17 protein-coding genes are annotated in these 25,183 nt (G+C 58.4%); 4 read left to right on the plus strand and 13 right to left on the minus strand.

All coding sequences use genetic code 11. The features are described from left to right. Positions 1-38: 38 nt before the first annotated feature. From I4W09_RS07480 to uvrA, 10 genes are all read right to left on the minus strand, one after another. On the minus strand, positions 39-890 hold the full coding sequence (locus tag I4W09_RS07480; protein ID WP_055286947.1) for an acetylxylan esterase: 852 nt from the start codon (positions 888-890) through the stop codon (positions 39-41). Then, positions 883-1,860: an acetylxylan esterase gene (locus I4W09_RS07485; protein ID WP_055310506.1), complete on the minus strand. Its 978-nt coding sequence runs from the start codon at positions 1,858-1,860 to the stop codon at positions 883-885. The genes I4W09_RS07480 and I4W09_RS07485 overlap by 8 nt, the downstream gene beginning before the upstream one ends. Before the next feature lie 80 nt (positions 1,861-1,940). Continuing rightward, on the minus strand, positions 1,941-2,768 hold the full coding sequence (locus I4W09_RS07490) for an ABC transporter ATP-binding protein (protein ID WP_196033310.1): 828 nt from the start codon (positions 2,766-2,768) through the stop codon (positions 1,941-1,943). Next, positions 2,769-4,784 carry a dipeptide/oligopeptide/nickel ABC transporter permease/ATP-binding protein gene (locus I4W09_RS07495; RefSeq protein WP_022094872.1) on the minus strand — a complete coding sequence of 672 codons (2,016 nt, stop codon included), beginning with the start codon at positions 4,782-4,784 and terminating at the stop codon, positions 2,769-2,771. Positions 4,785-4,787: 3 nt separating this feature from the next. Then, a complete protein-coding gene (locus I4W09_RS07500) occupies positions 4,788-5,744 on the minus strand; it encodes an ABC transporter permease (protein ID WP_022094871.1) in 957 nt (318 codons plus the stop codon). A gap of 155 nt (positions 5,745-5,899) precedes the next feature. Next, positions 5,900-7,513 (minus strand): ABC transporter substrate-binding protein, encoded by a 1,614-nt coding sequence (locus tag I4W09_RS07505; RefSeq protein WP_195363241.1) that lies wholly within the window; start codon positions 7,511-7,513, stop codon positions 5,900-5,902. A 365-nt stretch (positions 7,514-7,878) separates the two neighbouring features. Beyond that, positions 7,879-9,819: an excinuclease ABC subunit UvrC gene (uvrC, locus tag I4W09_RS07510; protein WP_022094869.1), complete on the minus strand. Its 1,941-nt coding sequence runs from the start codon at positions 9,817-9,819 to the stop codon at positions 7,879-7,881. A gap of 6 nt (positions 9,820-9,825) precedes the next feature. Beyond that, a complete protein-coding gene (gene murJ, locus I4W09_RS07515) occupies positions 9,826-11,427 on the minus strand; it encodes a murein biosynthesis integral membrane protein MurJ (RefSeq protein ID WP_196033313.1) in 1,602 nt (533 codons plus the stop codon). 105 nt (positions 11,428-11,532) lie between these two features. Beyond that, positions 11,533-12,033, minus strand: a complete 501-nt coding sequence (gene ybaK / locus I4W09_RS07520; protein WP_006236166.1) for a Cys-tRNA(Pro) deacylase — start codon at positions 12,031-12,033, stop codon at positions 11,533-11,535. A gap of 132 nt (positions 12,034-12,165) precedes the next feature. After that, on the minus strand, positions 12,166-15,045 hold the full coding sequence (uvrA, locus tag I4W09_RS07525) for an excinuclease ABC subunit UvrA (RefSeq protein ID WP_196033316.1): 2,880 nt from the start codon (positions 15,043-15,045) through the stop codon (positions 12,166-12,168). A 193-nt stretch (positions 15,046-15,238) separates the two neighbouring features. Here uvrA and I4W09_RS07530 point away from each other — a divergent pair, with 193 nt between their 5' ends. The 4 genes from I4W09_RS07530 (at position 15,239) to I4W09_RS07545 (ending at position 21,361) form a co-directional block, all read left to right on the plus strand. Further along, on the plus strand, positions 15,239-17,392 hold the full coding sequence (locus tag I4W09_RS07530; protein ID WP_196033318.1) for an LTA synthase family protein: 2,154 nt from the start codon (positions 15,239-15,241) through the stop codon (positions 17,390-17,392). A gap of 145 nt (positions 17,393-17,537) precedes the next feature. After that, on the plus strand, positions 17,538-18,368 hold the full coding sequence (locus I4W09_RS07535) for an Mrp/NBP35 family ATP-binding protein (protein WP_006236172.1): 831 nt from the start codon (positions 17,538-17,540) through the stop codon (positions 18,366-18,368). Next, on the plus strand, positions 18,369-19,640 hold the full coding sequence (locus I4W09_RS07540; protein ID WP_195544113.1) for an NAD(P)/FAD-dependent oxidoreductase: 1,272 nt from the start codon (positions 18,369-18,371) through the stop codon (positions 19,638-19,640). Between the two features lie 80 nt (positions 19,641-19,720). After that, positions 19,721-21,361: an NAD(P)/FAD-dependent oxidoreductase gene (locus I4W09_RS07545; RefSeq protein ID WP_196033321.1), complete on the plus strand. Its 1,641-nt coding sequence runs from the start codon at positions 19,721-19,723 to the stop codon at positions 21,359-21,361. 65 nt (positions 21,362-21,426) lie between these two features. Here I4W09_RS07545 and uvrB read toward each other — a convergent pair whose 3' ends face one another. Genes uvrB through coaE form a run of 3 tightly spaced genes read right to left on the minus strand, consistent with a single transcriptional unit; the run spans position 21,427 to position 24,934 of the window. Next, complete coding sequence (gene uvrB / locus I4W09_RS07550) at positions 21,427-23,667, minus strand: excinuclease ABC subunit UvrB (protein ID WP_196033324.1); 2,241 nt, start codon at positions 23,665-23,667, stop codon at positions 21,427-21,429. Positions 23,668-23,718: 51 nt separating this feature from the next. Then, positions 23,719-24,300, minus strand: coding sequence for a lytic transglycosylase domain-containing protein (locus I4W09_RS07555; protein WP_195503703.1), 582 nt, complete (start codon positions 24,298-24,300; stop codon positions 23,719-23,721). Further along, the gene (gene coaE / locus I4W09_RS07560) at positions 24,293-24,934 is read right to left on the minus strand and encodes a dephospho-CoA kinase (protein ID WP_195503702.1); all 642 of its coding nucleotides are present in this window, start codon (positions 24,932-24,934) and stop codon (positions 24,293-24,295) included. The genes I4W09_RS07555 and coaE overlap by 8 nt, the downstream gene beginning before the upstream one ends. Between the last annotated feature and the right edge of the window lie 249 nt (positions 24,935-25,183).

Here is a 25,183-nt window from a genome sequence, read left to right on the forward strand (position 1 = left end):
CCTATGCCGCTCACTCTTGTTGGCAGTGTCCAGGCCGTCTAGGCCAAAGAACACGGATAGAACGTTTGGTTAAAGAAGTCGACGACTTCGTTTTCGAACGCGTTAATACGCTCATGAGCGTATTTGGCATAGATGATATGCCTCCGGTCACACTCAAGACCGTTGAATACGGCAAACTGACCCTTGGGGTCGCTCACGGTATCCATGAGCGACGTGCCCATGAGCACCGATCCGCGCACCCGAGACGACAGAGCCTCGAGGCCACCGGGAATTGGATTGGCAACCGCCGTGCAGGCAAGTCCGCGCTCGTCCAGAGCAGAAACCGCCAGCGCGACACCGCCGCCAAGACCCTCGCCCCATGCAAAAATGCGATCGGGATCCATGCCATCAAGATTGCGCGCGACCTTCGCCAACGCGCAGCCCCAACGGACGCGCTTGACAAAAGCGGGCGAAGCAATCCCCCACTGCAGGTCGTCCGCACCAGCAACATCGTCATCCAGCGCGAGAACGGCATACCCCATGGCGGCAAATCTCGTCATGTGATGCCATCCACGCACGGGTCGATCGATGTCGTGAAACATCAGGCACAGCGGCACGCGCTCAGACACTCGGGCACGACCGACAGGCTCGATCAAACGAGCGTGAATCGCATCGTCACCGAGCTCAAAGGAGACCTCCGAGTAACGGGCGCAGGGGTTAACAAAGTCAATCGCCGTAATGGCCAGGCCTTGAATCTCAAGATTCGAAGCGCATGTCTCTAAATCAGAAACATCTGCTTGGACATCACCGCGCCAGTCCCGATATTCTGCGAGCCTTGACGAAACCGTTCCAGGCATCTCCGCGAGCCCGGGGACGATCAGCTCGTCGATATTGCTCTCGCACTTAGACATGAGCCTCCCCTCCCTCGCAGAAAAACGGAATGATCAGATCGTCAAAGTCCTGAATCTCCTCGTGGCCAAAGCCCTCAAAGAACTCGCGTCGCTTCTCACAGGCCAGATTGTTGTAGACCGCAAACTGCGTCGCCGGCGGACAGACGATATCGGCTGTGCCCGTGCCAAACAGCACGGGGCATTTGACCATGGGGGCAAAGTTCTTGGAATCGAAGTACGCCAGTTTGGCATAGGCCTCCTCAATACGAGTCGAGTCCTCGTCAAACCAACGCGACCAATAACGCAGGCCTTCATAAGCGATATCGTCGGCATCCAGATCCCAAACAAGGCGGAAATCCGACAGGAAGGGATAGAGGATGGCAGCGCGATTGATAAGCTCACTATTAAGCGCGCAGGTCGCAATGCCCAAACCGCCGCCCTGCGATGCGCCGTTCACAAATACGCGGGAAAGATCGATGCCCTCGAGCTCGCGAACAATACGGCACAGAATGCGGATATCCTGGTGCAAGCGGACATAGTAAAGATTGGCCGGGTCGCCGTCGATACCGGCGACGATATGCCCAGCAACCGTCGTGCCTTCAAATCCACCAATATCCTCGGAGGGGCCACCCTGGCCAGGACAATCGAGAGCGATGAGTGCCATGCCCATGCCCGCAAACGACGCCTGCTCGAACCAGCTGCGGCTTGCACCCGGATAGCCGTGGAACTGTAGCACCAGCGGCACGGGCTCGTCCGAAACCGGCTGGAGATACTTGGCATGCAGGCGTGCACCGCACATGCCGGTATACCAGAGGTCGAAAAACCGACAGGTCGCGGAATCCGCAACCGAAGCCGCCTCAATCGCATAGTCGAGCTCGACGGCGTCGGCCTCGGCCATGCGGTCCTTCCAAAAGAGATCGAAATCCGATGGACGGGGCATAGCGCCTCGATATTCACCAAATTGCTGTTGTAGCTCCTGAGCACTTGGCATGGCTCGTGAACCCAACCTTTCGAAATCGCAACGGAGGTGCGCCCGGCAAGGGAACCGGGCGCACGGGAGGGAAAGCGAGGCTACTCGCCGAGCTTGGGATGCAGCAGCGACGGCGCAGCGCCGAGCAGCATCTTGGTGTAGGGGTCCTGAGGGTGCTGGAAGACCTGCTTGGCCTCGCCCTGCTCGACGATCTTGCCGCCATTCATAACGATGATGTCGTCAGAGATATAGCGGACCGTCTGGATGTCATGGCTGATGAACACCATGGCCAGGCCGAGCTCCTTCTTAAGGTCGGTCAGCAGGTTCAGAATCTGCGCGCGGACCGAAACGTCCAGAGCCGAGGTGGGCTCGTCGGCGATGATGGCATCGGGGTTCAGCGACAGGGCGCGCGCAATTGCGACGCGCTGGCGCTGGCCGCCCGAAAGCTGGCCGGGAAGAACCTCGGCGGCGGAGCTGGGCAGACCGGTGAGCTCCAAGAGCTCCTTGACGCGCTTCTCCTGCTCGGCCTCGGTACCCAGGTTGTGGACGCGCATGGGGTCGAGCAGTTGCTCGCGAACGACCATGCGGGGATTGAGCGCCGTGGCCGGGTTCTGGAACACGACCGAGATGACGCGACCCATGTGGCGACGGTCCCCGGCGGTACGTTTGGTAACGTCCTTGCCCTTAAAGTAGACCTTGCCGCTCGTGGGGGCCTGCAGGCCGCACATGACGTTGGCGGTGGTGGACTTTCCGCAACCGGACTCGCCGACGATGCCGATGGTCTGTCCGGGCATGAGCTTAATCGTTACACCCTGGACGGCGTGAACCAGGTTGGGGTGCAGAATCGAGCCGGTACGGGTCCTAAAGGTGACGTGGACGTCATCAAGGAAGATGATCGGCTCGACGCCGTTGACTGCGGTCTCGCTCATCTACATCACCTCCGCGTGAGGGGTCAAACCATTTGCCTTGAGCACCTCGTCGGGGAGCTCGGAATAGAAGTGCTCGGTGCCGGGCACGCGCTTGAAGACCGGACGGGTGTCCAGGCCAATGCGCGGATGGCTCGAGCGGGGTGCGAAGCGATCGCCCTTGGGGAAATCGCGCGGGCTCGGAACGGCGCCGGGCACCTGGTGCAGGCGGCCCGAACCGCTCTCGATGGACAGGACGGAACCCAGAAGGCCGCGGGTGTACTCGTGAATCGGGTTGGTGAGCAGCTCCTTGGTGGGCGCCTGCTCGATAACCTGGCCGGCGTACATAACCGTGATGTTATGAGCGACCTCGGCGACCAGTGCCAGGTCGTGCGAAACGAAGATCATGGCAAAGCCGAGCTTGGCCTGAAGATCGTTAAGCAGCTTGATGACCTGCTTCTGGACGGTAACGTCCAGAGCGGTCGTGGGCTCGTCGCAGATGACCAGTTTGGGGTCGCGGGTAAGGGCCATAGCGATCAGAACGCGCTGACGCTGACCACCGGAAAGCTCATGCGGATAGCTCTCGAGCGTACGCTTGGGGTCGAGGCCCACGAGCTCCAGGAGCTCCTCGGCGCTACGGGTACCGCCGCGCTTGGTGAGCTGCTTCATCTGGGCGGAAATGAGCATGGAGGGGTTGAGCGAGGACAGGGCGTCCTGATAGACCATGGCGATATCGGTACCGCGCAGGCCGAACCACTCCTTCTTGCTCATCTTGAGCAGGTCGCGGCCCTCCCAGAGAACCTCACCGGAAAGATGCTCGTCATCGTCGGTCAGGCCCATGATGGCCAGCGTGGTGATGGACTTACCGCAGCCGGACTCACCGACCAGGCCCATGGTCTGGCCAGGACGGACATCAAAGTTGACATGATCGACGACGTTGATATCACCGTGGTGCTCAAACTGGATGCAGAAATCACGGACCGAAAGGATCGGCTCAACGGACTCATCGGGCACATGGCGGTCGTTACGCTTGAGCTCGACATCGCGCAGGGCGCCAAGACGGGCGGACAGGGACTGAGCCTGCTCCTTGTAAGCGCGAACAGGGTCGGAGACCAGCAGGTCGGCCTCGCGGCGCTTGGAGGAATCGGTCGGATCCAGGGCGGCGGAGGGAGCAGCGGCCATGGCGTCGGTAATGCCCTCGGAGAGGATGTTGAGCGCCAGGCAGGTGATCATGATAGCCAGACCCGGGAACAGCGCCTGCCACCAACGGCCAGCGAGCACGCCACCGCGGGCGTCGGCGAGGATGTTGCCCCAGGTAGCGGTGGGCTCCTGGATACCAGCGCCGATAAAGGTCAGCGAGGCCTCGAAGATGATGGCGTCGGCGACCAGGGTAACGGTGAAGACCATGATCGGGGCGATGCAGTTACGCAGAACATGCTTGATCAAAATCCACGGAGCCTTGGCGCCGGAAACGATGACCGCGCGGACATAGTCCTCGCCGTACTCGGACACGATGTTGGCGCGCACGATACGGGCAATCTGCGGAGTGTACATAAAGCCAATGGCGAAGATGATCGACGGCACGGAATTGCCCAGGATGGAGACGAAGACGGCAGCGAGGGCGATGCCCGGGATGGACATGATGATGTCCAGGATGCGCATGATCGCCTCGGAAACGGACTTGCGCGAAACCGCCGCGAGGGCGCCCACGACCGAGCCGCAGACCAGAGCCATGGCAGTAGCACCGAAGCCGATGATCAGCGAGTAACGGCCACCGTAAAGCATACGCGACAGGATGTCGCGGCCCTTATCGTCGGTACCGAAGATAAATCCATTGCCGGGAGCCTGGCGAGCAGTGAAAATCTCGACCGGGCTATAGGGGGCAAGAAGGGGCGCCAGAATCGCGGTCAGGGCGACCAACACCAGCACGACGGCGGCAATCTTAGAAGACAGCGTCATCTTCTTCCAGCCACCGAGCTTGAGCCCCTTGGAGGCAGCCTTCTCGAGCTGCTCGGTTTGCTTCTCTCGAATCTTTACCATAATCTACACCGTCCTGATGCGCGGGTTGATGAGCAGGTAGAGCATGTCAACCACGATGTTGATGATGATGAAGGCAAGAGCAACGACGATGACGACGCCCTGAACCAGGTTCGCCTCGTTGCCCTGAACGCCCTGCAGAATCGCAGTACCCATGCCGGGGAGGTTGAAGATGACCTCGATGACGACGGCGCCGCCCATAAGGTAACCGATCTTAAGACCGAGGGTGGTGACCGGGGTGATCAGCGCGTTGCGCAAAACGTTGATGCCGACGACGACCTTCTCGGGAACGCCGGCGCCACGGGCCATGCGGACGTAGTCCTTGTCGAGCTCCTCAACCATGGCGGTACGCACGATACGAGTCATCTGGCCCGTCAGCGGGAATGCCAGAGCGATAGCGGGCATGATCATACGTCCCAGATAGCCAGCCGGGTTGGTGGTGAAGTGAGGCAGAGCACCGGATGCCGGGAGCACCTTAAGGTAGGAAGAGAACAGCAGAATCAACAGAACGGCAAGCCAGAACGACGGGGTTGCCAAGCCGGCGATGGAAAAGACGCGGATCACTTGGTCCGGCCATTTATCGCGATACAGTGCCGCGATGACGCCGAGCAAAAACGAGACGACCGCGCCGATGGCAAGACCGATGAAGGTCAGCTGCATCGTGACGGGCAGGGCCGTGGAGATGCGCTTGGCAACGGAGTTGCGAGCAGCACCATAGGTGCCCATGTCACCATGGATCAGATCGCCCATGTAGCGCACGTAGCGCACGGGCCAGGGGTCGTCCAGACCATACTTCTCATGGTACTCGGCAACCGCCTCGGGCGAGGCACCGTCACCCAACGCCGTATAGGCGGGGTCGGTCTTGGAGAACGACATAAGGAAGAACACCAGGACGGTGACGCCCAATGCCATGATCGGCAGCGCCACGAGACGCCTTCCAATCAAACGTAGAAAGTTGTTCACGTTCTCTCCCCTTTCTTTTGTCGGTAGGACCAACTGGTATATGAGTATGGATACTCATTACAAGACCCGAGCGACATCGAGGCCGCCCGGGTCTTTGTTTCAACTATGAGGACGTTGCCTTACGACCGACGCCCCACATATGACTCAAACGAGTCTTAGGCCTTGACGGTCGCGACGCCCCTGAAGGACATGCTCGTCGTGCCGATGCCCTTGAAGCCATCGAGGGCCTCGCCGTTGGGCGCGGTAGACGGATCGTCCCAGGAAGCGGAGACGGTCTTGACGTGGACAACGGGGTACAGAACAGCGTTGTCGGCGATGATGTCGAAGCACTCGTTCCACTTCTTCTGCTGCTCGTCGCCCTCGGCGGCAAGAGCCTCGTCCATGAGACCGTGGAGCTTCTCCCACTCAGCGGACTCCTTCCACGGGCAACGGGTCTGCATCCAGACGTTGTCGCCGTACCACCAGTTGAGCAGCAGGTCGGGGTCAGCGCCGAAGCAGGACGGATCGCCAGGGGCAAGGAGGATATCGTAGGCCTCGCCGCCGTCGATGGCAGCGTAGGTGGCCGGCGAGGTATCGGTCTGGATGGTCACCTCGAAGCCGAGAGCGTCGAGGTCGTTCTTGACCTGGGCGGCCATGCCCTTAATCTGCTCGTTGTCGGTGGTGCGCAGGGTGATGGCACCCGGGGTGATGCCGGACTCCTCGATGAGCTTCTTGGCCTTCTTGGCGTCGGTCTTGTACACCGTGGAAGCCTCATGATAGTTGGTGAAGCTCTTGGGCAGGTAGCAGCTGGCAGCGGTGGCAAGGCCGGCGAAGGTGTTGGTGATCATCTTCTCGGTGTCGAGCGCGTACATGACGGCCTGACGGACCTTGACGTTGTTCCAAGGCTCCTTGGCGACGTTGAACATGATGAAGCGGGTGCCGAAGCCCTGGACGTTGTCGATCTTGCAGCCAGCGCTCTCGAGCTGGTCGACGGCGTCAGCGGTGACGAGCTCCATAACGAGCGTGGAGCCTTCCTGCTGGGCGGTAACGCGAGCGGTGGGGTCGGTCAGGATGCTGTACTGGATCTTCTTATCCTCGGCAGCATACTCACCGTTGTACTCGGGGTTGGGAACCAGGGTGATCTCGGTATCGGAGATAGAGTCGTACATCCAGGGGCCGGAACCGATCGGCTGCTTGGCGCGATCCTCCTCGGACTGAGTAGCCGGGGTAACACGGATGATGGCCAGACGATCCTTGAGCAGGGAGAAGTTGGGGACCTTGGTCTTGACCGTTACAGTGCTGGCATCCTTGGCCTCGATGGACTCGAAGGGCTGGAAGAACGGAGCATAGGTAGCGGAAGCAGCGCAAGCGGTGTAGGAAGCGACGACGTCGTCAGCAGTGACCTCGGTACCATCGGAGAACTTGGCGCCCTTGCGGATGGTGACCTCGAAGGTAGTGTCGTCCACGGACTTGGGATCGTCGGTGGCGAGCTCGTTGAAGGTGCTGTAGTCGTGGTAATCGATGCCGTAGAGACCCTCGACGACGTGCCAGTTAGCACCCAGGCCCACAGCGGAGCCGGTGCTGGCGGGATCGAAGCTGGACGGAGCGTAAGCGGAACCAGCGGTAATCACACCGCCGCCACGGTTGGCGGAATCGGCGGAACCGGAAGCGGAACCCTCGTCGTTGGAGCTGCCACCGCAGCCGGTGAGACCAAGCCCTGCGACAGCAGCGACGCTGCCGGTGAGGCCGAGGAACGAACGCCTGGACATACCCTTGTTGATGATGGCCATGTCTTCTCCTATCAATAGAGAATCTTACCCGGGAGCACCTAGACTTGCCCCCGCGCAACTTGCGGACGATATATACCTTACCTACCGACGAACCCAACTGAGGTGCCGCGCTCGGCGACCGATACATACATACGCTTGAACGGTATTTACTACCGTTCACCGAATTCATTGACAAACGATTCGCCAGACAGTATGTATCGACGAGGTGAGATATCAGTCATCGTCAACCCGCAGGATAGCAGGGTTGTTCACCATGGCTAGTCAAACGTTTTAGCGTTAATAAAACCCGAAATCGACAGGTAATCGCCGCGAAATAAATGATTGAAAATCGGCCAATCATGTATATCAGTTGTTTAGAAGCACGTTTAGTTTTCGGAACGGTTGGCCGATGCCTGGGCGCGTTCGGCATTCCATGCAACAAGTGCCTCGTGGACCGCTTTGGCGACATCGGCCGGAACGCCTCGAACTTCCGCGATCTCTTGCTCGCTCGCCGCGCGCAAACGCTTCATCGAGCCAAAATGGCGCATAAGGGCACGTTTTCTGGTGGGTCCCACGCCTGGAACGTCATCGAGTACCGAAACCGTCATGGCTTTATCGCGCAATTCGCGATGGAACGTGATGGCAAAACGGTGCGATTCATCGCGCACCTGTTTGATTAGATAGAGCGACGCGGACCCGGTCGGAAGCACGACTGGAGTCTCGTCCCAAGGCACGAAAACCTCCTCATCGGCCTTTGCCAAGCCACAAACTGGTATATCGAGCCCAAGAGCCTCAAGTTGCTTGATCGCAGCGGTCAATTGCGGCTTACCGCCATCGACAACGAGCAAATCGGGGCGCGATCCAAAGCGCTCGTCGGCCATGCGCTCGGGAGCATAGCGTCGTCCCAAAACCTCGGACATCGACACGAAGTCGTTTGCCTCGTCCAATTCGGCCTGAATTTTAAAACGACGGTACTGGCTCTTGTCGGCGCGTCCGTTGGTAAACACCACCATCGAGGCGACGGTAAAGGTTCCGTGCAGCGTCGAGATATCGAAGCACTCGATACGCATCGGCGGCGCTGGCAGCGCCAGCGCGCTTTCGAGCTCCAGGAGCGCCTGATTGGTGCGGTCGTCAGCGTACCCCGTTCGCATCATGTAGCGCATGAGGGCATGGCGCGCATTTTTGGATGCCATATCGAGCAAACGGTGCTTTTCGCCACGCTGCGGCCTATGGAGATGGCAGGAACGCTCGCGCTTGCCCGCAAGCCATTCCCCCAGCGCCTCCGCATCCTCAAGCTCGACGGAAAGGTTGACCTCAGCTGGAATATCAGCCGTCTCGTCGTAATAGCGCTTAAGAAAGCCCGACTGGAGCTCTTCCTCGTCAACATCAAGACCCTTGTCGAGAATGAACTCGCAGGTGCGAACTGTTCGGCCCTCGCGAACGACGAAGACGCAAGCGGCGGAGATGGTCTCCTCGCGATAGAACCCGATGACATCGATATCGACACTGGAGGGAAAAACGACTTGCTGACGATCGTCCAGACCCCTGATGACCTCCAAACGACGTTTGACGCGTGCCGCGCGCTCAAAGTCGAGCGCCTCGGCGGCATCCGTCATCTCGGAGGTCAGCTCATCGACGACATCCTTGCGATGGCCCGACAAAAAGCGCTCGACACGCTTGACGTTCTTGGCATAGTCTGCCGGGGAAATCGCGCCGACACACGCACCCGGGCCGCGCCCGACATGGTAGTCAAAGCAGGGACGCCCGTTTTGCGCGCAAATCATATTGACGATGTCTTCCTCGCCCTTGTGGGACTCAACGATACGGCGACAACGACGCCACTCCGCACAGGATGCGGAGCAGATGGGAATAACCTTGCGCAGCGTATCTATCGTCTCACGTGCCGCACGGCTATCGGTATAGGGTCCAAAATAGCGCGTTCCCGGCTTATGACGCTCACGCGTATATTTGATAGCGGGATACAGGTCGCCCTTTGTAATGGCGATAAAGGGGTAGCTCTTGTCATCCTTGAGGTCGACGTTAAAGTACGGATGGTACTGACCAATCAAATTGCGCTCGAGCACCAACGCCTCATGCTCGGTCTCCACCACGATATAGTCAAAGCTCGCCACCAGCTGCATCATCAGCGGAATCTTTTGACGCTCATCCTGCAGTGTCACGTATTGACGCATGCGGGCGCGTAGGTTTTTCGCCTTGCCCACGTAGATGACATCGCCCTTGGCATCCTTCCAAAGGTAGCATCCGGGCTGTGTGGGAACGCGCGAAACCTGCTCGGCAAGCGTTGGAATGTTGTCGTGACCGGCCACGCGCACCTACTTGCGACGAAGCAGCGCCGAGACCTCGGGCATCTTAAGGACGACGGCAAGGCCAAAGGTAACAGCAAGCGAGACGACACCCGCAACGCAAACATAGCCAAGAGTAATCAGAATCGAACCGCCAAGCGCCCCGACAAAGTGCTCAAGCGCCCCGACAAAGTGCTCAAGCGCCCACATGACGCCGGCGCCTGCGGCAGCACCCAGGCCACCGAGCAAAAGGCCAAAGAAACCGCCATGTAGGATAGATTTGACCTGAAGGCCACGCAGACGACGACGCAGCCACCACAGCGAACAACCGACCAAGATCACGTAGTCGACGACATACGAAAGCGCGATTGCCGGCATGCCGAAGCCCAGCACAACGCCAAATAGCAGAACCGAGCCGGCCTGGCCGATGGCAGAATACAGGCAATAGCGACTATAGGGCTTCATGTCGAGCAAGGCAGAGAAGCTCTTCTGCATCAACACGACCACGCCGTAGAGCGGCAGCGAGAGCGCCAGGTAGACAAGGTACTCGGACACCAGCGTCACGCCGGATTCATCGAACTTGCCAGCACAGTAGATCATGTTGAGCGGACGCGCGAAGACAATCAGGTACAGCGCGAACGGAATCAGGAAGAACAGCATCTGGGCGACGCCACGCGAAATGCCCGTGCGAACGCTGTCGTAATCCTTCTCCTGCGCGTCGTGAGAGAGCTCGGTATAGAGCGCCGTCGAAAGCGAGGCGGCAATCAGCGCGTAGGGCAGCGTGTACCACAGGCGCGCATAGGCGATGACGGAAGGACCAGTCTCGGGCTGGACCACCAGCGCGGCAGCGTTGGTGATAGAAGTCGAGACAAACATGCACACCGTGGCGAGCAGCGTCGGGATACCGAGCGCAATCGTCTGCCGCAGTGCGGGGTCCTTAAAGTCGATATGGATATGGGGGTGCACGCCGTGCTTGCCAAGCGCGGGGATCTGACATGCCATCTGAACAAAGACACCGAGGGTCGTACCGGCCGCAATCAAGATGATGCCGGCACGTTCGCCAAACTGTGCGGACACGGGCGCAAAACCCATAAAGCTCGCAATGACGATCACATTGTTGAGGACCGGAGCAAACGTCGACCAGAAGTAGTCGCGGTGTGCGTTGAGAACGCCCGAGAACACCGAGCCCAAACCATAAAACAGAATCTGGATGGCAAAGAAACGGAACATGAACGCAGCGGTATCCATGCTGCCGCCGTCACCCGAAAGGAACGATTGCGTCCAGATAAAGCCCGGGGCGAACACGGTCCCCAGCAACGAAATGCCACCCAGCACCAAAAGCAGAATGCCGAGCAGGTTGCCCACGTACTCGTTTGAGGCCTCGCGACCCTGCTCACGCCTCACGCCCATGTACACGGGCAAAAACGCCGTCACGAGCATGCCGCCCATCACGAGTTCGTAGAGCATATTGGGCAGGTTGTTGGCGACCTGATAGGAGGACGAGAGTAGCGACATGCCGATAGCGGCCGCCATTGCCCACGTGCGGATAAAACCGGTGACGCGAGACACGATAGTCAGGATGGTCATAAGCCCGGCGGAACGACCAACCGTGGAGTAGTCCGACGAGCCCATGTCGTCAGTGTCATCTCGCGACGAAGAAGCTTCGGATGAGGGTGTCTGAGGCGCAGATTCTTTTGCAAAATGAGCTCCGCGCTTCAATTCTTCCTGCGGCATCGCTCAGTCCTCTCTCGTAATCGCGGCAACCGTCGCCCCGCAAAATGCAATTAAATCATCGGGTGCAAGCTCGAGCTGATAACCACGCTTGCCTCCCGAAATAAAAATGGTATCCCAAAGGACACATGTCTCATCAATGAGCGTCCGGTAGCGTTTTTTCATACCGACCGGGCTGCAGCCGCCGCGAACGTAGCCAGTCGCCGCAAGCAAATCCTTCACATGCATCATGGCCAAGGACTTCTCCCCCGCGGCACGCGCGGCGGACTTTAGATCGAGCTCGTCGGCAACAGGGATGCAGCACACGACATAGTCGTTGGACGGTGTCACACAGACCAAAGTCTTAAATCCTTGACCGGGCTCCTCGCCAAGCTGCTCCGAAATCGCGACCCCCAGGCCCACCGACTCATCGCCATCGTCTTCGTACGTATGTAGAACATAGGAAATGCCGGCGCTTTCCAGCTCGCGCATCGCATTGGTTTTTGGCGTCTTTACAGCCTTTGCCATGACATATCCTTTCCCTCGCATTCGGACGCAAGGATTAAGTATATGTCCAATTCGGCTGCATACGTCACTTCGGCACAGCAAGCGCCATCGAATCACAAGGAGTCGATGGCGCCCATAAACTGAATCGCCTATTTATTGAGCATCAAGTTGAGCCTGGCGCTCCCGGTCACGCCTGAGCAACGGCGCCAAAAACTTGCCCGTATAACTCTGCGGACAGTCCGCAACCTGCTCCGGTGTACCCGAAACCACGACGGTTCCGCCGCCGTTACCGCCCTCGGGACCCATATCGATCAGGCGGTCGGCAACCTTGATGACATCAAGGTTGTGTTCAATCACCAGCACCGTGTTGCCCGCATCGACCAAGCGCTGCAGTACATCGAGCAGCTGGCGGACGTCCTCAAAATGAAGGCCGGTCGTCGGCTCGTCCAAAATATAGAACGTCTTGCCCGTCTGGCGTCGATGAAGCTCCTTGGCGAGCTTTACACGCTGCGCCTCGCCGCCCGAAAGCGTCGTGGCGGGCTGGCCCAGGCTCACGTAGCCCAAGCCTACATCGTACAGCGTCTGGAGCTTGCGCTTAATCTGCGGGATATTCCCAAAGAAGGCCAGCGCCTCGGTAACGCTCATGTCGAGCACGTCCGAGATGGTCTTGCCACGATAGGTGACCTCGAGTGTCTCGCGGTTGTAGCGTTTACCGCCGCAAACTTCGCAGGGAACGTAGATATCGGGAAGGAAGTGCATCTCGATCTTGATCTGTCCGTCGCCCTTGCACGCCTCACAGCGCCCGCCACTCACATTAAAGGAGAAACGACCTGGCGAGTAGCCGCGCGCCTTCGACTCCGGCGTACTCGCAAACAGTGCGCGAAGATCATCCCACAGGCCGATATAGGTAGCAGGGTTGGAACGCGGCGTGCGGCCAATCGGCGACTGGTCGATATCGATAACCTTATCGATACACTCGATGCCCTCGATTTTCTTATACGGACCCACAGGGCGCGTCGAGCGGTGAATGGCATTCGTAAGGGCAGGCGCAATGGTGTCGGTAACTAGGGAGCTCTTGCCCGATCCCGACACGCCGGTAACAACCGTAAGCGTACCAAACTCGATCTTGGCAGTAACGTTTTTGAGGTTGTTGGCTCGAGCGCCCGTAATTTTAAGGCAGCCGCGACCGGGTTTGCGCCGTTCATCAGGCACCCGGATCATTCGTTTGCCGGTCAGATAAGCGCCCGTCATCGACTCAGGACACGCCATGATATCGGCAGGCGTTCCCGCCGCGACTACGTGTCCGCCGTTGACGCCGGCGCCGGGCCCCATGTCGATCACGTAGTCGGCGGCACGGATTGTATCCTCGTCGTGTTCGACGACGATAACGGTATTGCCGATATCGCGCAGGCGCTCGAGCGTCTTGATCAGGCGCTCGTTGTCACGCTGATGAAGACCGATCGAGGGCTCATCCAGAATATAGAGCACGCCCATGAGACCCGCGCCGATCTGCGTTGCCAGTCGAATACGCTGTGCCTCGCCACCGGAAAGCGTCGCCGAAGCACGATCGAGCGTCAGATAGTCGAGTCCAACATCGACCAGAAAACGCAAGCGCTCCAGGATTTCCTTGACGATACGGCCGCCGATAAACCGTTGACGCTCGGTAAGTTCCAAGCCCTCAAAAAACTCGAGCGACTCACGGCACGACAGGCAACAAACCTCGTAAATGGACTTGCCGCCCACGGTGACGGCGAGCATCTCAGGGCGCAAACGAGCGCCGTGGCAGCTCGAGCACGGTTCCTCGCGAATGTACTTCTCCAGGCGCGCCTTGGTGTTCTCGTTCGTCGTCTCGGCATAGCGTTCGTACAGGATGTTGCGAACGCCCGAAAACTTTGTATCCCACTGGCTACGACGTCCGTCGAGCTTTTGGTAGTCGACCGAGATCTTCGTATCGCCCAGGCCATCCAAGAATGCACGACGCACGCGAGGGGGCAAGTCCTCCCACGGCGTATCGGCGCTCACCTTAAAGTGTTTGCAGACCGCAGCAAAAATCTGCGGATAGTAGTTCGAATTGCCAAACAGGCTACCAAAGACTCCGTCGGCAATGGACTTCGAGGGGTCCTCAATCAGCGCCTCGGCATCAACGGTTTTCTTAAAGCCCAGGCCGTCGCACTCAGGACATGCGCCATAGGGAGCGTTGAACGAAAAATCACGCGGCTGAAGATCGTCAATGGAGTGTCCATGCTCCGGGCACGCCAAGGCCAACGAATACTCCAGCAGTTCGCCCTCGGTCCCCTCGGGAGCATCGCGATCGGGCAGCATGTACACGTTTACATTGCCGTGCGCCAAGGCAGTCGCCTGTTCAACAGACTCGGCGATGCGGCCCAGAGAGTTTTCCCGAATCACGATGCGGTCGACCACGACCTCGATATCGTGCTTGAACTTCTTGTCCAGATCGATCGGATCGTCGAGCGAGCGCACTTCACCGTCGACACGCACGCGGCTAAAGCCCTCGGCGCGAAGGTCCTCAAACAGTTTGGTGTACTCGCCTTTTCGCCCGCGCACCACCGGTGCCAGCACAAACGCGCGGCGGCCCTCCCCCGCCGCCAAGACCTTGTCGGCAACCTGGTCGGTCGTCTGACGCTCAATGACGCGGCCGCATTCGGGGCAGTGCGGGGTGCCCACACGGGCGAACAGCAGGCGCAGATAGTCATAAATCTCGGTTACGGTGCCAACCGTCGAGCGAGGGTTTTTAGACGTCGTCTTTTGGTCAATCGACACCGCCGGCGAAAGGCCGTCGATTGAATCCAAGTCGGGTTTGTCCATCTGGCCCAAGAACTGGCGCGCATAGCTCGAAAGGCTCTCAACGTATCGACGCTGGCCCTCGGCATAGATAGTGTCAAATGCCAGCGAACTCTTGCCCGAGCCAGAAAGACCGGTAATGACCACGAGTTGGTCACGCGGAATGGAAACATCGATATCACGGAGGTTGTGCTCACGAGCGCCGCGAATAACGATAGAAGAATCAGACATGGAAGCTCCTTGCCTCCTATTGCATCGAATCATACTGTCGATGAGTTTAGCGCACTCGACGCGCACAGATGTTCGTAATACAAGATTCGCAGACCTTTAGCTTTGCGTATCGGGCGCTTTGTTTCTCGAAATGCCGTGGAAAGGTTACAGTAATCTAATACTGAACTTAATTTGCCGTAACAGAGGAACGTCCATGACCGAAGATATCCCCCTTGAAATCACTTCGAGTGACATGGCCAATCTGCCCATATTCATCGCCATCCTTATCGTGGCCACCGTCGTCGTGCGCGTGTATTTTTCAATCAAACACAATGAAAAGCCACCCATTGCCCGCGTCTTTTGGTGCGCGACGCTCCTCATCCCGCTCGGCATGGTAGCTGCATGGATTACGAATCAATTGCTCGTAAATGAGGACAGTTCCCTATGGGTCCTTTCTTATTCGGCGCTCGGTGCTGCCGCCGTCATACTTCTTGTCGAGCCCTTGGTTTCGGGACTTATCGACCAAACCGATCTTGCGACGGGAACGGTTGCCTGTATTTGCCGTGACATCCTTGTCATCGCCGCTGTTTCAGCGCTCTCGTTCGTTTCACTCGAAATTGCCTGCAACGAAACGTTCTATCGCATTCCCGCCAACTCATTCGGGTTTTCCGTCGGGCTGCTCGCGACGGTTCTGCTCTCCCTTTATTTGCTGGGACAGCGTCATGGAGGCGTCATGGCCCTCGTGCCCGTCGCCTGCTGCATCCTTGGCATTGCCGAGCACTTCGTCATAACGTTTAAAGGCGAAGCCATCCTGCCAAGCGATATCTTGGCCCTTGGCACCGCAATGGAGGTGAGCGAGGGATACGAGTTTACCTTTACCGCCGGAATCGTAACCTCTCTCGCCCTGCTGGAGATTTCCCTGGGGCTTCTTTCGCTTATCCGTCCGCGAAAGCTCCGTACGCCCACCCATGTCTTCCCCGCAATCGCCGCTAACCTCTGTGCTTTTCTGTTAGTGACCGTTGTGGGGCTCTCGGGCTTTTCCAGCATCGACTTGGAGCAGGCGCTGAATTTTGGATTTGACCGTTGGCAGCCCATCACCACATATGCGTCTCAGGGTTTTATCACTTCGTTCACCGAAATGGTCAACGAGTTGCCCATTGAGAAGCCCGAAGACTATACGCCCGATGAGGCGCAGAGCATCGAGCAGGAGCTCGCCGCCACCTACGACAGCACGTATGGCTCGAGCGAGCAGCGCGCGGCGGCCGTTGCCCAGTTCAATGAAATCAAGCCGACGATTGTTGCCGTCATGAATGAGAGTTTTAGCGACCTTTCGTGCTTTGAGCAGCTCCAGGCGGCCGGGTACACCGGCCCCGCATTCTACAACTCGCTTCCCGACACACTTGTTCGCGGCACCATGCTCGCTTCGGTCGCCGGTGGCGGAACGGCGAACTCCGAATTCGAATTTTTGACCGGAGCGACAACGGCCTTTGTCGGATTAGGCAAAATCCCCTATCAGCTATATCAGATGAATGGCGTCGACAGCCTGGCAAAGGACCTTAAGGAGCTTGGGTATACCGCTACCGCTATGCACCCGCAAAACCCCGTCAACTACCATCGAGATAAAATCTATCAGCAGCTGGGCTTTGGAGACTTTCTTTCAATCGGCGATTTCGAAGGTGCGCCCTGTTACCATGCCGGCGTATGCGACTACGCCACCTACGACAAGATACTCGACCTGCTTAGAACCGACGAAGCCCCGCAGTTCATCTTTGACGTCACGATGCAAAATCATGGCGGCTACGACTATGGCACCGTTCCCGCCGAGGAGCTTACAAACTATTGGGTCGAGGGAGCCAGCGAGGGTGCCAATAGCGCGCTCAACACCTATCTTACCTGCATCAACGCATCCGACCGGGACCTCGAGTACTTTATCAACGAGCTCCGCAATATCGGCAGACCGGTTGTCCTTGTCTTTTTTGGCGACCATCAGCCGAGCGCCGCAACGACTCTCAACGACGAGCTGTACCCTCAGGAAGATACGGCAAGCCACGCTTTCCGTATCTATCAGTCGACATATTTTGTCTGGGCTAACTATGAAATCGCCGGCAATACCGAGCTCAACGTCTACGACACCGTCGGGGCAAACGAGGTTGCAGCCATTACCCTTAATAAGATCGGCGCCCCGCTCACCGACTATCAAAAGGCTCTGCTTGCAACAAGGTCAGATGTGCCCACCATCAATGTCGCCGGCTACCTCGGTACCGACGGGCTGCGCTACGACTTGGAATCTGAAGACAGCCCATACGCCTCGACGATCAACAAGCTGCAGCGCATGCAATACCTCGAGTTCGCCAGCAAAGTTCAGTAAGCCCGCCCATTCGCTTGGACCCATCGTATTGCAAGCACGCTCGGCCCAAATGCATCGTAAATGACTCCCGCTCGCAAACGAGGGTACAATGACGCTCGTGTCACATCACGGGGCCCCGGCCCCAACATATACAAAGGAGTCATACATGGGTTGCGAGCACGCACAGGCCGCCGGCGGACAAACGTCGCCGTCGCAATTTGAGGAGAATACGCTGTCCGAGGTCAAACGCGTCATCGCCGTGCTTTCCGGCAAGGGCGGTGTCGGCAAGTCGTTTGTCACCGGTGCCATCGCCACCGAGCTTGCCCGTCACGGCCACAAGGTCGGCGTCCTCGATGCCGACATCACCGGTCCCTCTATCCCCAAGATGTTCGGTATGAGCGGACGCCACGTCCATGCCCTTGGCAACCTCATGCTGCCTGAAATCTCCGAGCACGGCGTCAAGGTCATGAGCTCCAACCTTCTGCTCCAAAACGAGACCGACCCCGTCCTTTGGCGCGGTCCGGTCATCGCAGGCGCCATCAGGCAGTTCTGGAGCGAGACCTCGTGGGGCCCCATCGACTACCTGCTGGTCGACATGCCTCCGGGAACAGGCGACGTCGCGCTCACCGTCTTCCAGTCACTGCCCGTCGACGGCATCGTCATCGTCACGAGCCCGCAGGATCTGGTCTCGATGATTGTCGCCAAGGCGGTCAACATGGCCGAGAAGATGAACGTCCCCATTCTGGGCATCGTCGAGAACATGAGCTATATTGAGTGCCCCGACTGCGGCAAGAAGATCGAGGTCTTTGGCAAGAGCAAGCTCCCCGAGGTCGCAGAGCGCTATAACCTCGACATCTTGGGCACGCTTCCCATTAATCCGGCACTCGCCGAGGCCTGCGATAAGGGCGAGGTTGAGACCGCGCTGCCCGATGGCATGTTGCCCAAGGCAGTCTCTGCCGTCGAGGCTATTACCCCGCACGAGACCGACGAGGCCTAAGTGAACACGAGCGCCTTCTATGACGTCCTGGTAATCGGCGGCGGGGCTTCAGGCCTCGCCGCCGCCATTACGGCCGCACGTGCTGGCAAAAGCGTCTGCATCGTTGAGCGCGATGTCGCCTGCGGCCTTAAGCTCCTTGCGACCGGTAACGGCCGCTGCAACCTCTCCAACGAATCGATTGATCCTCAGCGGTATAACCACCCCGCATTCGTCGAATCTGTCATGGGCCCCCAACCCGAACAAGAGCTTATGGGTTTCTTCTCCTCGCTGGGCATCATGACAACCTCCGAGGAAGGCCGACTGTACCCGCGCTCCCTTCGCGCCGAATCGGTGCGCGACGCGCTTCTCAACGTTTGCGACCGCCTAGGTATCACCTTAATCTGCGGAGCCAATATTGCCACGGCGCGCAAAGCTTCCGAAGGCTGGACACTCCAAATAGACCGTCCAGCGCGGGCACTCAAGGCAAAAAAGCGCGACGACCGAAAATCGGAGCTCCGCTCGCTTCGGAAAGCGCTCGCCGATGTCCCTCGCAAGAACGAGGCCCTGCAGGCACATGCCGTAATTATCGCCACGGGTGGCAACCCCACTGGTATCGCCGATACGTTTCGCCTCCCCCTCACTTCGCTGCGCCCCATCCTCTGCCCCGTATCGGCAACGGTCGTCGGCGATCGGGCGGCAATCAAGACGTTGGATGGCCTGCGCGTCCGCGCCCGCTTGACGCTCGCCCGCAATCATAATGAGCTCTGGCACGAAGACGGTGAAGTCCTGTTTCGAACCTTCGGTATCTCGGGCGTCGCTGTCTTCAACCTCTCCCGTCGTATCCAGCACGGCGATACGATCCTGCTCGACGTTTTCCCCGACCTCTCCAAAGACGAGCTGCTCGATATGCTCAACCGGCGCGTTGAGCTGCTCGGCGGCTTTTCGCCCCGCGATCCCCGTTGGCTCGACGGCATGCTCGCCCCGCAACTCTCCCGCGTCGTCTGCACGGCGTTCGAGCAGTGCCATCCAGGCTCCAACGATGTCATCCACCTGGTCTCGATCCTCAAGCACTTTAAGTTGCTCGTCGAGGGAACAGCCGAGGAGCGCTCGGCGCAGGTCACGCGTGGTGGCGTATCTGTCGAGAGCATCTCAACACCCAGTCTACGCGCGAGCAGCGCTGTCGACGCCCCGCTTTACGTCTGCGGCGAAGCGCTCGACATCGACGCCGATTGCGGAGGCTTTAACCTTGCGTGGGCCTGGCTCTCGGGCATTCGCGCTGCAAGCAGCCTGTAGCCGCGCAGTCTATAATCAAAAACGCATTCGGGCCGTCTGGGATACCGGACGGCCTCTTTCTTGCCTCTAAGGAGACCTCGATGATCGAAATCACCCAAGTCAACGTGTCGCTCGATGAAGCCGGCGATGAAAATACCTGCCTCATTGTTGGCAAGCGAGTCGCCAAGCGCATCCTACGTTGCAAGGACTCCGAGATCAAGTCCATCGAACTCCACCGCAAGTCAATCGACGCTCGCAAAAAACGAGACGTCCATTTTATCCTGAGCTTTCGTGTTGAGCTGACTAGTCCCCACCTCGAGCGAGAAGCGGTCGACAGCGTTGCCGAGCGTGACCGCTCGCGCGTACGCGCGATAGAAGACGATGAGCCTTCATTCCCCTCCCCCGTCTCCGACGCACCTCAAGAACGCCCTGTCGTTGTCGGCGCCGGATGCGCCGGCCTTTTCGCTGCGCTCACGCTCGCCAAAGCAGGTCTTAAGCCCTTGCTTATCGAGCGCGGCGACCCGGCATTTCGCCGCTCGCAGGCGATCGACCTCTTTCTAAAGGAGCGCATCCTCGACCCCGAGAGCAATATTCAGTTTGGTCTGGGCGGCGCGGGGACCTTCTCGGACGGCAAGCTCAATACGGGAACAAAAAATCCCGCCCATCGCCTTATCCTCGAAACCTTCGTCGAGGCGGGTGCGCCCCGCGATATTCTGTGGGATGCCAAGCCGCACATTGGCTCCGACATCCTTCCCAAGGTTGTCACCGCTATATCCCAGCGCATCGAGCAGCTCGGAGGTGTCGTCCGTTATCGAACGAAGCTCGTCGACATTCGCATCGACGCGTCTGGCGCCATCACCGGTATTGATGTCCAATCGTCCCAAGACGCCGCTTACGAGCCAATCGAGACAAAGCACCTCATCCTCGCCTGCGGGCATTCTGCTCGCGATATTTTTGAGCTCCTTAAGGACCACAACGTGGCCCTCGCACAAAAGACCTTTGCCATGGGCGTTCGCATCGAGCATCCGCAACGCGACATCGACAGAGCCCAATATGGAGCCTCGGCGGGACATCCAGCGCTCGGGGCGGCCCCCTACAAACTTGTTGCCCATCTTCCCAACGGCCGCAGCGTGTTCTCGTTTTGCATGTGCCCCGGCGGACAGGTTGTTGCCGCCTCTTCAGAACCGTGCCATCTGTGCGTCAACGGGGCCAGTCTCAATGCCCGCGACGGACGCAACGCAAATGCCGCCCTGCTCGTTAACGTCACGCCTGAAGACCTTCCCAACGATGACCCGCTCGCCGGCATCGAGCTCCAGCGTGCCTGCGAGGCGGCCGCCTATCGCCTGGGCGGTTCCAACTGGAACGCACCGGCACAACTCGTCGGAGATTTCCTCGCAGGACGCGCCAGCAAGGCGCCCGGAAAGGTAAAGCCCACCTATCCGCTCGGTGTGACCTGGACGGCAATTGACGAAGCCCTACCGCAGCATATCGTCGAGTCGCTCCGCCTGGGACTTCCCCTACTCGGAAAAAAGCTACGAGGCTACGACCGTCCCGATGCCGTTCTTACCGGCGTGGAGACTCGTTCGAGCTCACCGGTCACTGTTACCCGAGACCGAACGTGCCATGCCGTGTCGGCCCCGGGCCTCTACCCTTGTGGTGAGGGAGCTGGATATGCCGGCGGCATCATGAGCGCGGCCACCGACGGCATCCGTTGTGCTGAAGCCCTGATCGCAGACCTCTAACGCACAAATTCCAGCGCGCAAAAGACATAGGCCCCGAGCTCCACAGAGAACTCGGGGCCTGTTCGCTATTTCTTAAACCGTGCACCCTGGCGTTTTCTGCCCGATGCGAACGTGGAACCCTTGCGGGCCTGCGAGCGTAAGCGCTCGATCGTCTCGTCCTCAGACGCACCCTCGAGCATCGCCCGAATCTGAACGACGGCATCGCGCAGGCGCGCCGCCTCCTCAAAGTCCATAGCGGCAGAAGCGTTACGCATATCCTCTTCCATGGTTTCGACGATCCGCACAAGCTCGTCATGCGGCAGTTCTTCCAACTGCTCCGCAAGTGTCTGCTCGGGCGCCACCGTTTCCGGCACACCGCCCTCGCCCGACTCATCGGGCGTATAGAATGCGCCATGGCCAAGAGAGTCGCCCTTCGAGCGTCCCTTGGAGCCCACGGTTTTTTCGGCCTCGGCAATAAAACTTGAGATGTCGTTGATGGCCTTGCGCACTGTCTTGGGCACAATGCCATGTTCTTCGTTATATGCCATCTGAATCTCACGACGGCGCTGCGTCTCCTCGATGGCCTCTTTCATCGAATCGGTCACAACGTCTGCATACATGATGACTTCGCCATCGGCGTTACGGGCCGCACGGCCAATCGTCTGAATCAGCGAACGGCGGTTGCGCAAGAAGCCTTCCTTATCGGCATCGAGAATTGCCACCAGTGAGACCTCGGGGAGATCCAAGCCCTCGCGAAGCAGGTTGATGCCAACGAGAACATCGATCTTGCCTTCGCGCAGCGTTCGCAGGATCTCGACACGGTCCATTGTCGCCGTATCAGAGTGCATGTAGTTGACCTTAATGCCGGCATCAAGCAGATGGTCGGTCAGGTCCTCGGCCATGCGCTTGGTGAGCGTGGTCACCAGCACGCGCTCCTTGCGGGCCACGCGCTCGCGAATCTCGTCCTCAAGATCGTCAATCTGGCCTCGGACAGGACGAACGTCGATCTTGGGATCAAGCAGGCCGGTCGGACGAATGATCTGCTCAACGTCGTTTTGACTCACGCGCAACTCATAGTCGCCCGGCGTAGCCGAGACGTAGATGAACTGGGGAATCCTCGCCTCAAACTCATCGAAACGAAGCGGGCGGTTATCGAGCGCCGAGGGCAGGCGAAAACCGTGTTCCACCAGCGTCACCTTACGCGAGCGGTCACCTTCGTGCATGCCGCGAATCTGCGGCACCGTCACATGGCTCTCATCGATGATGCAGAGCATATCCTTGGGAAAGTAATCGATTAGGGTAAACGGCGGCTCGCCCGGTTTGCGACCGTCCAGATGACGCGAGTAGTTCTCGATGCCGTTGCAAAAGCCCATCGTCTCGAGCATCTCAAGATCATAATCGGTGCGCTGCTGCAGACGCTGCGCCTCGAGCAACTTGTCGGTCGCCTTGAGCTCTGTGACGCGCTTCTCGCACTCTTCGCTGATCGATTTCAGAGCCGCCTTGACCTTCGGCTTCTCGGTCACGTAGTGCGATGCCGGCCATACGGGGATGGCCTCGTACTCACGAAGCATCTCACCGGTGACCTCATCGATCTCGGCAATCAACTCGACCTCGTCGCCAAAAAACTCAAACCGCAATGGATGCTCGGCATAAGGCGGATACACGTCGACAACATCGCCGCGCACGCGGAACGTGCCGCGTGCCAGGTCATAGTCATTACGATCATATTGAATGTCGATAAGTGCATGGATAAAGTCATCGCGCTCGAGCGGCACCTTCTTGTCGACGTTTGGAGCTAGGCCCGCATAGTCCTCTGGAGAGCCAATGCCATAGATACACGAGACCGATGCAACGACGATCACATCGCGTCGAGAGAGCAGTGACGCGGTCGCCTGATGGCGCAGCATCTCGACCTCTTCGTTAATCGAGGAGTCTTTCTCGATATATGTATCGCTTTGTGGCACATACGCCTCGGGCTGATAGTAGTCGTAGTACGAGACGAAGTAGACCACAGCGTTATTGGGAAAGAACTCTTTGAGCTCGCTCGCAAGCTGAGCGGCGAGCGTTTTATTCGGAGCCATGACAAGGGTCGGCTTACCCAAGGCCTCAATGGTTTTGGCCATCGTAAAAGTCTTACCCGAACCAGTCACACCCAGCAAAACCTGATAGCGGTCTCCGTCCCTCACGCCCCGTACAAGCGACTCAATGGCCTTAGGCTGGGAACCAGCGGGCTCGTATGGAGACACGACCTTAAACGGCACATCAGCGCCCTCAACGCCAAAGCGCTTAAGTTCACCACCAACGCGTTCTACTTCAAATTCCGCCATGGATACTCCTAACTCATACATCTGCAGTATACGCAGGCGGTGGGCTTAGTCCTATACGAACCGATCGGGATAGAGAGTCTTATATCGAACCCAGGCATTATTGACGCGGATCAGATAAGCCTGCGTCTCGGGAAAGGTGATTGCATTATGAAGCGACGTACTCTGCTGCGCCCATCCGTCGACATTGCCCATGCCGGCGTTATAGGCGGCAATGGCACTGTCAGTCGACCCGTTAAAATACGCTAGAAGATACGAGAGATACGCACAGCCAAACTCGATATTCGTAGCCGGATCGTTAAGGTTGTCGGCCGAATACTCGCCACCGTCGACAAGGCCTTTGGCGATCATATCCTGGGCAGTCTCGGGCATCAGCTGCATCAATCCCTGAGCACCCTGATTCGACTCGGCCTCGGAATCCCAATTCGATTCAGACTTAATGACAGCGCACACCAGATACGGATCCAGATTATGCGAAATACTGGATTGCTTTACATACGCCTCGTAGTCAATCGGATACAGCGGCTTAAAGAAAGCGGCAGGAGCATACGAGTAAACGAATGAGATAAGGCCGAAGGCAAAAACGGTAGCCAGCGGTATAAGGCGATACCACGTAAGGAAACGTGTCTTAGGCATCGGCCTCCTCCTTATCCACTACATCCCCGAACCCATGGCACGAAAGCCATGCGTCCAGTTGTTCAAAGAGCGAGTTATCGTCTGCCGCATTGTCAATCACAGTTGTAGCGAGATTGCACAGCGCAGACTCTTCGGGCTGGCAAGCAGAACGGGCATCGAAATCAGATGGCTCCATGCCACGTTGAATAGCGCGCTCGCGACGAACTGACAAAGGGGCGCTGATGACCAAAATTTCATCAGCCAAGCCAAATGCATCCTCAAAACCAGTCGGAGCAGAAACCTCGACCACCGCAAAGGGATAACGGGGAGACGAAACCGTACAACAAACCGGATCGAGAATCCTAAGCGAAAGCTGTTCAATGAGAACGGGATGCACAATGCCATTGAGCCGTGCGACCGAATCAGGAGAAGCAAAAGCTCGAGAAGCGAGGATGTTGCGGCGAATGCCGCCATCCTCATCCAAAATGTCCCAACCGAATTCATCCGCGAGAGCATTGACGATATCAGAGCCCGGCACATACAGCGATTTTGCAAGCTCATCCAGATCGATTAGCATAGCGCCACGAGATTCGAAATAGCGGCAGGCAGTCGACTTACCCGAAGCAATATTGCCCAAGACAAATACGGTAAACATCAAGCCCTCCCTAACGCCAATGCGAGTAATTATCGCTCAAATACACTAGAAGGACTCAATATACAGCCAAACAGTAAGAGCGCATACGGGGGAACTAGGTCCCAAAGTACAACGTGTATATAACGCAAAAAAGGAGGAGGCCGCGAGGCCTCCCCCTTCTCAGTTCAAGCGTACGGCTCGGTGCCGTCCACCGGTCAGCGGCGCCCTGGCCTCCCACGGGCTGACCCCGCAGTACTCTCGGCGCGATGG

Origin of the sequence: Collinsella aerofaciens (assembly GCF_015670795.1) — a bacterium.
GTDB classification, from domain to species: Bacteria; Actinomycetota; Coriobacteriia; order Coriobacteriales; family Coriobacteriaceae; genus Collinsella; species Collinsella aerofaciens_Q.

What these genes read in the sequence shown, in the direction of transcription:
- I4W09_RS07480 (WP_055286947.1), bottom strand. Translation starts at nt 890, where the DNA reads ATGTCTAAGTGCGAGAGCAATATCGACGAGCTGATCGTCCCCGGGCTC.
- I4W09_RS07485 (WP_055310506.1), bottom strand. Translation starts at nt 1,860, where the DNA reads ATGCCAAGTGCTCAGGAGCTACAACAGCAATTTGGTGAATATCGAGGC.
- I4W09_RS07490 (WP_196033310.1), bottom strand. Translation starts at nt 2,768, where the DNA reads ATGAGCGAGACCGCAGTCAACGGCGTCGAGCCGATCATCTTCCTTGAT.
- I4W09_RS07495 (WP_022094872.1), bottom strand. Translation starts at nt 4,784, where the DNA reads ATGGTAAAGATTCGAGAGAAGCAAACCGAGCAGCTCGAGAAGGCTGCC.
- I4W09_RS07505 (WP_195363241.1), bottom strand. Translation starts at nt 7,513, where the DNA reads ATGGCCATCATCAACAAGGGTATGTCCAGGCGTTCGTTCCTCGGCCTC.
- murJ (WP_196033313.1), bottom strand. Translation starts at nt 11,427, where the DNA reads ATGGGCTCGTCGGACTACTCCACGGTTGGTCGTTCCGCCGGGCTTATG.
- ybaK (WP_006236166.1), bottom strand. Translation starts at nt 12,033, where the DNA reads ATGGCAAAGGCTGTAAAGACGCCAAAAACCAATGCGATGCGCGAGCTG.
- uvrA (WP_196033316.1), bottom strand. Translation starts at nt 15,045, where the DNA reads ATGTCTGATTCTTCTATCGTTATTCGCGGCGCTCGTGAGCACAACCTC.
- I4W09_RS07530 (WP_196033318.1), top strand. Translation starts at nt 15,239, where the DNA reads ATGACCGAAGATATCCCCCTTGAAATCACTTCGAGTGACATGGCCAAT.
- I4W09_RS07535 (WP_006236172.1), top strand. Translation starts at nt 17,538, where the DNA reads ATGGGTTGCGAGCACGCACAGGCCGCCGGCGGACAAACGTCGCCGTCG.
- I4W09_RS07545 (WP_196033321.1), top strand. Translation starts at nt 19,721, where the DNA reads ATGATCGAAATCACCCAAGTCAACGTGTCGCTCGATGAAGCCGGCGAT.
- uvrB (WP_196033324.1), bottom strand. Translation starts at nt 23,667, where the DNA reads ATGGCGGAATTTGAAGTAGAACGCGTTGGTGGTGAACTTAAGCGCTTT.
- I4W09_RS07555 (WP_195503703.1), bottom strand. Translation starts at nt 24,300, where the DNA reads ATGCCTAAGACACGTTTCCTTACGTGGTATCGCCTTATACCGCTGGCT.
- coaE (WP_195503702.1), bottom strand. Translation starts at nt 24,934, where the DNA reads ATGTTTACCGTATTTGTCTTGGGCAATATTGCTTCGGGTAAGTCGACT.